This window comes from Microbispora bryophytorum, assembly GCF_043197435.1.
Lineage (GTDB): Bacteria > Actinomycetota > Actinomycetes > Streptosporangiales > Streptosporangiaceae > Microbispora > Microbispora bryophytorum.
Window position 1 is genome coordinate 676,191 of sequence record NZ_JBICTF010000003.1, and the last position, 12,585, is coordinate 688,775.

The 12,585-nt window shown below is 73.3% G+C and carries 9 protein-coding genes; 3 read left to right on the top strand and 6 right to left on the bottom strand.

What is annotated here, in order from left to right; genetic code table 11:
• Positions 1 to 15 precede the first annotated feature (15 nt).
• The 3 genes from ACGFIB_RS12370 (at position 16) to ACGFIB_RS12380 (ending at position 2,296) form a co-directional block, all read left to right on the top strand.
• Positions 16 to 768 (top strand): hypothetical protein, encoded by a 753-nt coding sequence (locus ACGFIB_RS12370; RefSeq protein ID WP_393371089.1) that lies wholly within the window; start codon positions 16 to 18, stop codon positions 766 to 768.
• 58 nt (positions 769 to 826) lie between these two features.
• Entirely contained in the window at positions 827 to 1,687 is an 861-nt protein-coding gene (locus ACGFIB_RS12375; protein ID WP_393371092.1) for a YcnI family copper-binding membrane protein, read from the top strand.
• Between the two features lie 192 nt (positions 1,688 to 1,879).
• Positions 1,880 to 2,296, top strand: coding sequence for a ferritin-like domain-containing protein (locus ACGFIB_RS12380; RefSeq protein ID WP_142570278.1), 417 nt, complete (start codon positions 1,880 to 1,882; stop codon positions 2,294 to 2,296).
• Positions 2,297 to 2,377: 81 nt separating this feature from the next.
• Here ACGFIB_RS12380 and ACGFIB_RS12385 read toward each other — a convergent pair whose 3' ends face one another.
• From ACGFIB_RS12385 to ACGFIB_RS12410, 6 genes are all read right to left on the bottom strand, one after another.
• The gene (locus ACGFIB_RS12385; RefSeq protein ID WP_393371096.1) at positions 2,378 to 4,150 is read right to left on the bottom strand and encodes an acyclic terpene utilization AtuA family protein; all 1,773 of its coding nucleotides are present in this window, start codon (positions 4,148 to 4,150) and stop codon (positions 2,378 to 2,380) included.
• Complete coding sequence (locus ACGFIB_RS12390) at positions 4,147 to 4,962, bottom strand: enoyl-CoA hydratase-related protein (protein WP_393371099.1); 816 nt, start codon at positions 4,960 to 4,962, stop codon at positions 4,147 to 4,149. Before ACGFIB_RS12390 ends, ACGFIB_RS12385 begins: the two co-directional genes overlap by 4 nt.
• Positions 4,959 to 7,310: an ATP-binding protein gene (locus ACGFIB_RS12395; protein ID WP_457852312.1), complete on the bottom strand. Its 2,352-nt coding sequence runs from the start codon at positions 7,308 to 7,310 to the stop codon at positions 4,959 to 4,961. The genes ACGFIB_RS12390 and ACGFIB_RS12395 overlap by 4 nt, the downstream gene beginning before the upstream one ends.
• A 98-nt stretch (positions 7,311 to 7,408) precedes the next feature.
• Positions 7,409 to 9,007: an acyl-CoA carboxylase subunit beta gene (locus ACGFIB_RS12400; RefSeq protein WP_393371102.1), complete on the bottom strand. Its 1,599-nt coding sequence runs from the start codon at positions 9,005 to 9,007 to the stop codon at positions 7,409 to 7,411.
• 187 nt (positions 9,008 to 9,194) lie between these two features.
• The gene (locus ACGFIB_RS12405; protein WP_393371105.1) at positions 9,195 to 11,090 is read right to left on the bottom strand and encodes a serine/threonine-protein kinase; all 1,896 of its coding nucleotides are present in this window, start codon (positions 11,088 to 11,090) and stop codon (positions 9,195 to 9,197) included.
• A 54-nt stretch (positions 11,091 to 11,144) separates the two neighbouring features.
• Positions 11,145 to 12,485, bottom strand: coding sequence for an FAD-binding oxidoreductase (locus tag ACGFIB_RS12410; protein WP_393371109.1), 1,341 nt, complete (start codon positions 12,483 to 12,485; stop codon positions 11,145 to 11,147).
• Positions 12,486 to 12,585: the final 100 nt, after the last annotated feature.

Consider the following 12,585-nt stretch of genomic DNA (forward strand, 5'->3'; position numbering starts at 1 on the left):
AGGCTGGTGACACATATGCGAGGCGCTGACCGCAAGGCCCCCGGGCCGCGGGCGGCCCTGGCCGCCGCCGGCGCGATCGCCGCCGGTGTCCTGACGGGGTGCTCCGGCGGGACGCCGGAGCCGGCGACCAAGCCGCCCTACACCGTCGAAACCATTCGCTCCGGCTTCGTCAGCGCCGCCGACCTGGGCAAGGGCGCGGCCGCGTTCGAGGACAACGATCACGCCTCGCACACCATCTACACACCCCCGAACAGCATTCCCACCTGCCCGTACGTCCAGCGTTCCGACGACGTCAAGGTTCCGGTGGAACCGGCGATCGAGCCGGTGGGCGGGAACCCGACCGGCCGGTTCATCGTCGCCCCGCCGAAGGTGGGGCCGCAGACCCTCCCGGTCGTCACCCAGGGCGCGGTGGTCTTCGAGAGCACCACGCTCGCCGGTAACGCGGTGGACGCCGTGACGGCCGAGTCGGCCAAGTGCCCGGCGACGTTCACCATCCTCGGCGGGCCGCCGTCCATCGTGGGCGACTACAAGACCAGCAGCCGGCCGCTGGAACTGAACGGGTGGCGGGGGTTCGCCCAGCACCTCGTGCACACCCCGCCGGCGGGCCTGGGCTCGGACACCTATGACGACCTGATCACGGTCGTGGTACAGAAGGCGAACGCGGTCCTCTACGTCGGCTACACCCAGATCAAGAAGGTGGGCGAGCGGTCCGACACCGAGGAGAAGGTCAAGGACCTGATGACGACGACGCTCGCCCGCCTTGGCTAGCACGTCCCGGCAGATCACGATGAACGAAGCGGTGGGAGTCCCGCCGATAGGAGGATCGTTGAGCGGCAGAGCACTTCCGACGGGTGTGGCGCCCGCCACGACTGGCGCCGGTCCCGCGCACCCGGTCACCCGCGGCGCGGCGGCCGTGCCGGCAGGCTTCAATGCGGCCGGAGCGGCGGACGGCGGGGCGTCCGGTGCGCCCCGGGGAGTGCGCACGTTGCGCCGCGCGGCACGCGGGCTGGTCGTCGCGGCGCTGGCGGCCTGCCTGGTCGCCGTCCTACCGGCGGCGGCGTTCGCGCACGTGAAGGTGACCGCGGACGCGGCCGTCCAGGGCGGCTACGCCGCGCTGACGTTCCGGATCCCCAACGAGCACGACGACGTGAGCACCACCAAGATCGAGGTTCGGCTCCCGAGCGACTTCCCGCTGGCCTCGGTCTCGGTGAAGCCGCACCCCGGCTGGTCGTACGAGATCGAGAAGACCACCCTGGCCACCCCGATCGAGTCGCACGGCGCGAAGATCGGTGAGGTCCCCTCCAAGATCACCTGGACCGCGTCGGGCGAGGACTCGGCGATCAAGCCGGGCGAGTACGACGAGTTCTCGGTGAGCGCCGGGCCGCTGCCGGAAACCGACCAGTTGGCGTTCAAGACGCTCCAGTACTACAGCGACGGCGAAGTGGTGCGTTGGATCCAGGAGCAGGGCACCGGCGATGAGGAGCCGGAGCGGCCCGCGCCGGTGCTCGAACTCACGGCCAAGGGGGCCGTCGCGTCGGCCCCGGCCACAGCCGCCCGAGCGGCGACCGCGGCCGGGACCGGGTCGGACGCGGGGGTCTCGTGGGCGATCGGACTGTCCGCGGCCTCGCTGGTGATCTGCCTGGGGTGCGCCGTGGCGCTGGCTCTGCGGTGGCGCCGGACGGGATAGGCGGACGGCCTGGCCGGCCCTCGCCCCCGGCACGCAGGAGCCGGTCGCAGGTCGAGGCCGCGGAGTGCGGCGGCACGGACGGAGGCACGGACGGTGGCGGGTCCTCGCGGCAGAAGCTGGACGGACGGCGTTCGGCCGCCTCCTCACCGGGTACGTGATGGGCCTTCCGACCGACGAGACGAGAGGACTCCCATGGACACCGAGGGCTTCATCGCCCTGCTCAACGAGGACCTGGAGAGTGAGTACCGCTCGATCGTGCAGTACGTGCAGCACACGGCGACGATCAAGGGCGCGGAGTATCTGTCGATCATCGAGGAGCTCAAGCAGCACCTCGGCCAGGAACTCACCCACGCGAGCACGCTCGCCGAGCAGATCGACTTCCTCGGCGGCGTGCCGAGCGTCCGCGTTCCCGAGGTGCCGGTGGCGACCGACGGCGCCGACGCCCTCCGGCTCGACCTGGAGCTGGAGCAGGAGCAGTTGCGCCGCTACCGCGAGCGCGTGGAACAGGCCCAGGAGCTCGGCTTGGGCGACGTGGCCGAGGCGCTGCGCCCGCTGCTGCAGCAGACCCAGGACCACGTCATGGACCTGCAGACCGCCCTGGGGAAGTGACGGACGGCCGCAGGCGGGTGAGGCGGCACGTCGCGGCCCGTCACGGACCGCGACCTGCCGCAACGGCTGGCCGGTCCTTCGTCATGGAGGAACGGGCACGCCCACCGCGCGAAGACGCTCACCGAGCGCCTTCGCCTGCGCGTCGAGGAGCGGGCTGGCCGCCACGCCTCTGCCCAGCAGCCCCCGGACGACGAAGTTCAGCGCGTGCAGGTTCGGCAGCGCGAACCGATCGATCGGGAGGTCGCCGACCTCTGGCAGCAGTTCCCTGAGCCGGTCCACGGTCAGGAACGCCGCGAGCCACGGATACCGCGCGGGGTCGCGTACCCAGACGCCGAGGTTGGCGTCGCCGCCCTTGTCGCCCGAGCGGGCGCCGGCGACCGTGCCGAGCGGCGCGATCCGCCCGGCCGCGAGATCCCCGGCGTACGGCGGGATCGCGGCGCCGGCCGCGTCGCCGGGCGGCGGCCCGCCCGCCTGCTCGCCCAGGATCGGACCGGACGGCGGCGCGTGCGGCACCTCGACGCGGACTCCGTCCACGGTCACCACCGGGAGCACGGCCCGCGCGTCGACCGACGAGGGCCAGTAGACCCCGTAGGGGGAGGCGTCGCCGGGCGGCGTCAGGCCGTAGAAGCCGGGGTAGCTCGCCAGGCCGGTCTCCACGACGGCGGAGGAGAACGCCCGCCCCGCCCTGCGCGGATCGGGGTCCATGACCGTGATCCGCAGCAGCGCGGTCCCGGCGTCGTCCCCGCCGTTCACCTCCGCATCGCCGCCACCCGCGCCGAGCGGGGTCAGTTCCACGTGGACCCGCTCGAACGAATCGCGGGGGACGCGGGCCCAGATCGCCTCCTGGGCGATCCTGGCCTTGGCCGCGATGCCGAGGCCGGTCAGCACGAGCGTCATCGTGTTGCGGTGGCCGCCGAGGTAGGTGACGGCGACCTTCAGCGTCTCCGGCGGGGGCTCGCCGCGCACGCCCGTGATCCTGACCCGGTCGGGGCCCTCCTGCTCCAGCCTGATGGTGTCGAACCGGGCGGTCACGTCCGGCCCGAGGTAGCGGGGCGAGGCGATCTCGTACAGCAGTTGCGCGGTCACGGTCCCGGTCGAGACCAGCCCGCCGGTGCCGGGGTGCTTGGTGATCACGCTCGACCCGTCGGCGTACAGCTCGGCGATGGGGAAGCCGCAGTGGGCGAGGTCGGGCACCTCCTCGAAGAAGGCGTAGTTGCCGCCGGTCGCCTGGCAGCCGCACTCGATCACATGCCCGGCGACGACGGAACCGGCCAGCGGGTCGAGGTCGCTCGGATCCCAGCCGAACCACCACATGCCGGGCCCGGTGACCAAGGCGGCGTCGGTGACCCGCCCGGTCACGACGACGTCCGCGCCGTGCTCCAGCGCCACGGCGATCGGCCGGCCGCCCAGGTAGGCGTTGGCGGTGAGCGGGGCCGCCCGCAGGGTCTCGCCGGTGTCCGCGTGGACCGGCGGTTCGGCGAGCGGCATGAGGTCGTCGCCGGTGACGTGGGCGACGGACGCGCGCAGCCCGAGCCGGTCGGCCAAGGCCGAGACCGCCTCCGCGCACCCGGCCGGGTCGAGGCCGCCCGCGTTGGCGACGACCTTGATGCCCCGGTCGAGGCAGGTGCCGAGGACCTGCTCCATCTGCGTGAGGAACGTACGCGCGTAGCCGGGACGGCCCTTGAGCCGGTTGCCGGCGAGGATCGACATGGTGAGCTCGGCCAGCCAGTCGCCCGTCAGCACGTCGATGGGCCCGCCCTCGACCATCTCCTCGGCGGCCGACAGCCGGTCACCGTAGAAGCCGCCGCAGTTCGCGACCCGCATCGGTCCCGGCCGTCCGGCCCCCGCCGTCATCGCCCGGCGTTCCTGCGAACGGTGTCCGCCGCCGGGGCCTCAGCGGGAACCCAGGCGGCGGGCCGTTTCTCCGCGAAGGCCCGGATGCCCTCCTGCCCCTCCTCCGAGGTGAAGCGCTCGGCCGACAGCGCGGCCATCGCGCGGAACGCCTCCTCGACCGGCAGCAGCGGCACCTCCCGCACGAGCCGCTTGGTGATCGACAGCGCCTCGGGGCCGCCGCGCAGCAGCATGCCGGTGTAGTGCGCCACGGTCGCGTCGAGGTCCTCCTCAGGGACGGCCCGGGTCAGCAGGCCGATCTCCATGGCGCGTTCGGCGGTGAAGACCTCGCCGGTGAGGAAATACTCGGCCGCGGCCCGGGGCTCCAGGCGGCGCAGGCAGGTGACCGCGATCATGGCGGGGACCACCCCGAGCCGCACCTCGGTGAAGGCGAACGACGCGGTCGCCGGGGCGACGGCGAAGTCGCAGGCCGCGACCAGCCCGAGGCCGCCCGCCCGCGCCGTGCCGTTCAGCCGGCACACGACCGGCTTCGGGCTCTCCCAGATCCGCAGCATGATGTCGGGGAACGACGCGGTGACCGGCGCGCCTCCGCCGCGCTGCTCCTTCAGGTCGGCGCCCGCGCAGAACACCGGTCCCGTGCCGGTCAGCACGACGACCCGTACGGCGGGCTCGTCCAGCGCCCACGACAGGGCGTCGTCGAGCTGCCCCAGCAGCCGGGACGACAGGGCGTTGCGGTTGTGCGGCGAGTCGAGCGTGATCGTGGCCACGCCGCCCGCCTGCTCCCGGCGTACCAGCACCTCCTGGGGCTCGCTCACGGCTGCGTCGCCTCCCCGCCCGGATTCGCGCCGATCTCCCTGCCGATCTCTGGACCGAGTTCCGGGCCGATCTCCGCGCTGAACGCTGCGCCGGTCTCCGGGCTGATCGCTGCGCTCGTCTCCGGGGTTGTTGCCGGGTTTGTCTCCGGGGTTGTTGCCGGGGTTGTTGCCGGGTTTGTCTCCGGGCTTGTTTCCGGGCTTGTTTCCGGGCGGCCGTCCGCGCCGGGGTGGTCGCCGCGATCCGGGTCCGAAGCCGCACCGGTCGCCGGGCCGGCTGCGGCACCCGGCTCCGGCGCGGGCCCTGTCGCGGGCTCTGTCACGGGCTCCGGCGTGGGCTCTGTCGTGGGCGCCGTTCCGGTGGCGTCCGCGTGCGGGCCGCCGTCCGGTTCCCCCGGCGGCGACGGCTCGATGACGGCGAGTGGCACGCCCGCCTCGACCTGCGCGCCCGGCGTCACGTGCAGCGCGGCCACCGTGCCCGAGGCGGGGGACACGATCAGGTGCTCCATCTTCATCGCCTCCAGCACGACCACCGGCTGCCCGGCCTCGACCACGTCACCGGGCTTGACCTCGACACGCAGGACCGTACCCGGCATCGGGGCGGGAAGTGCTCCCGGCGTCACGCGGGCGGCAGGCTCGGGCAGCCGCTCGACCGGGGTGAGCCGCACCGGACCGAGCGGGGAATCGACATGCACCGCGCCGGGGCGAACGCCGGGGTAGGCGGCCACTTCGAAGGCGTGCCGCAGGCCCGCCGTCTCCAGCACCACCCGGCCGGGGTCCACCGCCACGAGCGTGACGTCGTCGAAGCCCTCGGCCCGCATCCCGTCTCTGGTCAGCCGGTAGGCGATCTCCAGGCGCCCGCCGTCCTCGGCGTGGAACACCGCGCGCTGCGGCTGGGACGGGACGTTGCGCCAGCCGCTCGGCAGCCCGCCGAGCACGCCGTCGCGCCGGGCGGCCGCGCGGTTGGCCGCCGCCCCGGCGAGCGCCGCCGCGAGCGCGGACAGCCGTACGGCCTCGGGACCGGCGAGTGGGGCCGGTGCGGGATGCCGGTCGAGGAAGCCGGTGTCGAGCGCCCCGGACAGGAAGTCAGGGTGACGCAGCACTCCCACGAGCAGGTCGCGGTTGGTCGTCAGCCCGTGGATGCGCGCCCGCGCGAGCGCGTCCGCCAGCCGACGGGCCGCCTCCGCCCGGTCCCGGCCGTATGAGACGACCTTGGCGAGCATCGGGTCGTAGTGGACGCCGATCTCCGAGCCGGAGAGCACTCCCGAGTCGAGCCGCAGCCGTGCCCCGAGCCCGAACTCGCCGTCCACGCCGGGGATCTCGAAACTGTGCAGCACGCCGCTCTGCGGGCGGCCCGTGGAGTCCTCCGCGTACAGGCGGGCCTCGATCGCGTGACCGACCGGGCTCGGCGGCAGCGCGGCGAGATGGGCGCCCTCGGCCACCTCGATCTGCAGCCGGACCAGGTCGACCCCGTAGACGCACTCGGTGACCGGGTGCTCCACCTGGAGGCGGGTGTTCATCTCCAGGAAGAAGAAGCCCTCGTCCGACAGCAGGAACTCGACGGTGCCCGCGCCCTGGTAGCCGATCGCGCGGGCGGTCCGGATCGCCGCCTCGCTCAGCTCGCGCCGCAGCTCGGGGGTGACCGCGGGGGAGGGGGCCTCCTCGATCACCTTCTGGTGGCGGCGCTGGATCGAGCACTCGCGCTCGCCGAGCGCCCAGACCGTGCCGTGGGCGTCGGCGAGGATCTGCACCTCGATGTGGCGGGCGCCCTCCAGCAGGGGCTCGGCGAACAGCGTGCCGTCGCCGAAGGCCGACAGCGCCTCCCGCCGGGCCGACTCGACGGCCCCGGCCAGATCGGCCGGATCGCGCACCACCCGCATGCCGCGCCCGCCGCCGCCCGCCGACGCCTTGACCAGCACGGGGGCCGTCACCTCCACCGGGCCGTCCGGGGACAGCGGGATGGTCGGCAGGACCGGCACGCCGGCCTCCGCCATCAGCGCCTTGGCCTCGATCTTCCTGCCCATCGCGGCGACGGCCTCGGGGGAGGGGCCGATCCAGGTCAGCCCGGCGTCCAGCACGGCGCGGGCGAAGCCGGCGTTCTCCGACAGGAAGCCGTACCCGGGGTGGACCGCGTCGGCTCCCGACCTGCGGGCCGCCTCGACGATCCGCTCCGGGTCGAGGTACGCCAGGGGGGCGCCCAGCCGTACGGCCTGGTCGGCCTCGGCGGTGTGCGGGGCGGACGCGTCGGCGTCGGTGAAGACGGCGACGGTCTGGATTCCCAGCTCCCGGCAGGTGCGGAAGACCCGGCGGGCGATCTCCCCGCGGTTCGCGACCAGCAGCCGCCCGATCATGACCCCTCATCCCCGTCGATCTGCGTGAAAACGGTGCCGGTGAGCACGGTGCCGGTGAAACCGGTGCTGATGAAAACGCTGCCGATGAGCATGCCCGGTCACATCCGGAAGACGCCGTAGCCGGCCCGGCCCGCGTCCGGCGCTCCCGCCACCGCCGACAGGCACAGCCCGAGCACCGTACGGGTGTCGCGGGGGTCGATGACCCCGTCGTCGTACAACCGCCCGGACAGGAAGAACGCCGCCGACTCCGACTCGATCTGCGCCTCGACCGCCGCGCGCATCGCCGCGTCGGCCTCCTCGTCGTAGACCTGCCCCCGCGCCTGCGCGGCGGCCCGGCCCACGATCGACATGACCCCCGCGAGCTGGGCCGGCCCCATGACGGCCGACTTCGCGCTCGGCCAGCTGAACAGGAAGCGTGGGTCGTAGGCCCGCCCGCACATCCCGTAGTTGCCCGCGCCGTAGGAGGCGCCCATGACGATCGTGATGTGCGGCACGGTCGAGTTGGCCACCGCGTTGATCATCAGCGCGCCGTGCTTGATGATGCCGCTCTGCTCGTACTCCCTGCCGACCATGTACCCCGTGGTGTTCTGCAGGAAGACCAGCGGAGTACGCGACTGGTTGGCGAGCTGGATGAACTGGGCGGCCTTCTGGGACTCCGCGCCGAACAGCACGCCGCTGGCGTTGGCGAGGACCCCGACCGGGTGGCCGTGGACGCTCGCCCACCCGGTGACCAGGCTCGGCCCGTAGAGCGGCTTGAACTCGTCGAAGTCGCTGCCGTCCACCACCCGGGCCAGGACCTCGCGGGGGTCGAAGGGGACCTTCAGGTCCTCCGGCACGATCCCCAGCAGTTCGTCCTCGTCGTGCAGCGGGGCCGCGTAGCCGGAGGCGGGAACGTTCCCGCTCGTGCGCCGGTTGAGCCGCCGCACGATGCGGCGGCCGATCCGCAGCGCGTCGTACTCGTCGACGGCGAGGTGGTCGGTCAGCCCGGAGGCCCGCGCGTGCATCTCCGCGCCGCCCAGCGACTCGTCGTCGGACTCCTCGCCGGTCGCCATCTTCACCAGGGGCGGGCCGCCGAGGAACACCTTGGCCCGCTCCCGCACCATGACGACGTGGTCGCTCAGGCCCGGCACGTACGCGCCGCCCGCGGTGGCGTTGCCGAAGACCAGCGCGATGGTCGGGATCCCCTCGGCCGACAGCCGGGTCAGGTCGCGGAAGACCTGGCCGCCGGGGATGAAGATGTCCTTCTGCGACGGCAGGTCCGCGCCGCCCGACTCCACCAGGTTCACGTACGGCATGCGGTTGCGCAGCGCGATCTCGGCGGCGCGCAGCGTCTTGCGCAGCGTCCAGGGGTTGGACGCGCCGCCGCGCACGGTCGGGTCGCTGGCCGTGACGACGCACTGGACGCCCTCGATCACCCCGATGCCGGTCACGACGCTCGCGCCGACGGGATACTCGGTGCCCCAGGCCGCCAGCGGGGACAGCTCCAGGAACGGCGAGTCGGGGTCGACGAGCAGTTCGATCCGCTCGCGGGGGAGCAGCTTGCCCCGCTCCCGGTGCCGCTCGACGTACTTGGGCCCGCCTCCGGCGACGGCCTTGGCCTGCTCGGCATCGAGCTCGGCGAGCTTCGCCAGCATGGCCTCGCGCCGCGTCCCGTACTCGCCGCTGGAGGCGTCCAGCCGGCTCACGAGCACGGTCATGGCGCCACCGAACCGAGTTCTGTCACGTGATGATCCTCCGTGGTGAGCCGCCGTCACGTCAACGAGCCGGGGCCGGACTCCGGACCGGTTTCCGCCCTGTCCGAATCCGCCCCAACTCAATCAACCCCAACTCAATCAGCCCCGACTGAACCGGCCCCGACCTGAGCCGGCCCCGACGCCTCGCGGATCAGCCACAGTGCGACCACGCGCTGCTCCAGGAGGCGGTGCCGTAGCCGCCGCCCCAGATGACGCACTTGCCCTTGGCCGCCAGCCGGAGCGGACCGGCGTAGGTCGTGTAGCTGCCGGAGTCGGTCGAAGACGATCCGCCCTGGACCTTCAGCACCGCACTCATCTTGATCTTCCCGGCCACGACGTACTTCGACATCGTGATCACGCAGTTGTAGCCGTTGGACGCGTTGTAGAGCAGGTACGTCGTCGCCTGTCCGTAGGAGTGCGAGTCGACGACGGAGTAGCCGCCGCCGCACACTCCCGCGGCGGTGTACGGGTTGGGCTTGGGCGCCGCGGTCTTCGTCGGGGTGGCCTTCGCCGTCGAGCTGGGCTTGGGCGCCGCGGTGGTCTTCGCCGGAGCAGGTGTGGTCTTCGCGGGCGCCGGCGTGGTCTGCGTCGGCGTGGTGACCTTGTGGGTGGGCTTGACCTGGGTCGACGCGTGGGAGGGCGAGGGTTGCGCCCGGCGGGTGCGCGCGGGGGAGGCCGACGGCTTCGGCCCCACGTTCGGCCGGTGGGCCGAGGGACCCGGCGAGGGCTTCCTGTCTTTCGGCCGCGCGGGGGTGGTGACCAGCTCGGACGGCTGCGGGATGGGCATCTCGGCGTCCTGGGACGGCGTCACCATGGGCGAGGTCACCGACGGCGACTCGGCGGGGCCGAGGGCGTCCTCCGAGGAGATCTGCTGGGCGGACACCCACGTCGGCACGAGGAAGGCCGCCGCCGCGAGGAGCGACACCCCGATCCCGGCCGCCGTCCACGTCAGCACCGGCCGCGGCGGCCGCGACCCGTCGGGGCCGGAGCGGCGCCGTGCGCGCGGTGTAGACGGCGTGGACGGTGTGGACGGCGTGGGCGCTCCGGCGCCCTGCGGCCCCGGGCCCGGCGCATGCGGCCCGGGTGCGGATGCCGGTGCGGGGCCCTGCGGTCCCGGCATGGGGGCATGCGGAGCGGCGCCGTACGGCCCCGGTCCGGGGACGTGCGGTCCGGGCACGTGCGGTCCGGGCGGATGCGGGCCCGGCACCTGCGGCCCGGGTGCGGCGGCGGGCCGTACGGGCACGGTGGGCTGCCCGGTGAGCCGCGCGCCCACCTCCTCGGCCGAGGGGCGCAGCGCGGGGTCCTTCGACAGGCACGCGGCGACGATGTCCCGCAGGGGCGCCGCGAGGTCGCCCAGATCGGGCGGCGAGTTCAGGATCCGGGTGATCACCGAGGGGATCGTGTCCGCTCCGAAGGCGGGCCTGCCGGTGGCGGCGAACACCATCGTGACGCCCCAGGCGAACATGTCGGCGGGCGCGCCCGCCGTGCCGCCGGAGAGCACCTCGGGGGCGAGGTAGGCGGGCGTGCCGATGGACGCGCCGGTCGCGGTGGACTGCGGCGAGTCGGGCGCCCTGGCAACCCCGAAGTCGATGACGACGGGGCCCTCGGGGCCCATCAGGACGTTGGCCGGCTTGAAGTCGCGGTGGGTGATGCCCGCCCGGTGGATGGCGGCCAGCGCCGTCGTCGTGCTGATGGCGAGCCGTTCGAGCGCGGCGCCCCGGCGCGGCCCCTCCCGGTCGACGAGCTGCCGCAGCGAAGGACCGGACACGAACTCGCTGACGATGAACGGCTGGTTGCCGGCGAGATCGGCGTACAGGACGGGGGCCGTGCAGAAGGGCGCGACCCGCTGCGCCAGCGCGACCTCGCGCAGGAACCGCTCCCGCGCCTCCGGATCGGCCGTCAGCCGGGTGTGCAGCAACTTGATCGCGACCTGCTCGCCCGCCGGGCCGCGCCCGAGGAAGACGACGCCCTGGCCGCCCTCTCCGAGCCGGTCGACGAGCGTGAACGGGCCCAGGCGGTCGGGATCCCCAGCCTCTAACGCCACCATCGCCCCCGATTACACCGCAACCTTACAAATAATGGGACCAAACGCTACCAGTGGTCAGATGGCCTTACCGGGGTTGAGGATGTTCAGAGGGTCGAACACCTGCTTGATGCCCTGGTGCAACTCAGCCGCCACCGGGCCGGTCTCCAGGCCGAGCCAGCGCTTCTTCAACAGGCCCACGCCGTGTTCGCCGGTGAGGGTCCCGCCGAGGGCGAGCGCGGCGCGGAAGACCTCGTCGGCCGCGGCCCAGACCTCCTCCGGCGGCTCGGCGAGGCCGCGGTCGAACACGAACACCGGGTGCACGTTGCCGTCCCCAGCGTGGGCGACCGTCGCGATCATCACGCCGTGCCGGGCCGCCACCTCCTCGATCGTGGTGATCATGTCGGGGAGCACCGAGCGGGGCACGCACACGTCCTCCACCAGGCACTGACCCAGCCGCTCCTTGGCCTGGTAGGCCAGGCGCCGGATGCCGATGAGCTCGGCGGCCTCCTCCGGAGTGGACGACACCGCGACGAACGACGCGGCCCCGCACAGCGCCGCCATCGCGTCCGCCGGGCCCTCCGCCTGGGCGATGAGCATCGCCTTGGTGGAGGGCTCCAGCCCGATGTTCTTCCAGTCGTCGATGGCCTGCAGGGTCGTGCGGTCCATCAGTTCGAGCATCGACGGCTGGCAGCCCGCGGCGACGATCGCCGACACGGCCGCCGCGGCGTCGCGCAGCGAGGTGAACTCGGCGGCGACGGTGGACACCTCGCGCGGCGCCCGCCGCAGCCGCACCGTCGCGGCGGTGATCACGCCGAGCGTGCCCTCGGAACCGACGAACAGACCGGTCAGGTCGTAGCCGGTCACGCCCTTCATCGTCCGGCGGCCGGTGTTCAGCACCCGCCCGTCCGCCAGCACGACCTCAAGGCCCAGCGCCGAGTCGCGGGTCACGCCGTACTTCACGCACCGCAGGCCGCCCGCGTTGGTCGCCAGGTTGCCGCCGATGGTCGAGATCTCGTACGACGAGGGGTCGGGGGCGTACATCAGGCCGTGCTCGCGGGCCGCCCGGTCGAGGTCGGCGGTGATGACGCCGGGCTCCACGACCGCGATCTCGTCCTGCGGCGACAGCTCGCGGATCGCGGTCATCCGCGCGAGGGACAGGACGACGCAGCCGTCGACGGCCGTCGCCCCGCCGGCGAGCCCGGTGCCCGCGCCGCGCGGGACCACCGGCACGCGGTGCTCGCTCGCCCATTGCAACGTGGCCACGACGTCGTCGCGCGAGTCCGCCAGGACCACGCCGAGCGGCCTGCCCGGCGGCACGAACGTGCGGTCCCTGGCGTACGAGTCGACGACGTCGGGATCGGTGAGGACGCGCCCGCCCGGCAGTGCCGCGGCGAGCGCGGAGGTCAGCTCGGTCACGTCTGGACTTTACGGCACGGTTCGGTATCGGGTCTCATCCGGAATTATTAACGGTTTTCGGTACAGATCACATTTTGACAACCATACCGAGTGCCTCTTT

Excerpts from the sequence above, each read along its gene's own strand:
- ACGFIB_RS12370 (WP_393371089.1), top strand. The coding sequence starts at position 16 with ATGCGAGGCGCTGACCGCAAGGCCCCCGGGCCGCGGGCGGCCCTGGCC.
- ACGFIB_RS12380 (WP_142570278.1), top strand. The coding sequence starts at position 1,880 with ATGGACACCGAGGGCTTCATCGCCCTGCTCAACGAGGACCTGGAGAGT.
- ACGFIB_RS12385 (WP_393371096.1), bottom strand. The coding sequence starts at position 4,150 with ATGACGGCGGGGGCCGGACGGCCGGGACCGATGCGGGTCGCGAACTGC.
- ACGFIB_RS12395 (WP_457852312.1), bottom strand. The coding sequence starts at position 7,310 with ATGATCGGGCGGCTGCTGGTCGCGAACCGCGGGGAGATCGCCCGCCGG.
- ACGFIB_RS12400 (WP_393371102.1), bottom strand. The coding sequence starts at position 9,007 with ATGACCGTGCTCGTGAGCCGGCTGGACGCCTCCAGCGGCGAGTACGGG.
- ACGFIB_RS12405 (WP_393371105.1), bottom strand. The coding sequence starts at position 11,090 with ATGGTGGCGTTAGAGGCTGGGGATCCCGACCGCCTGGGCCCGTTCACG.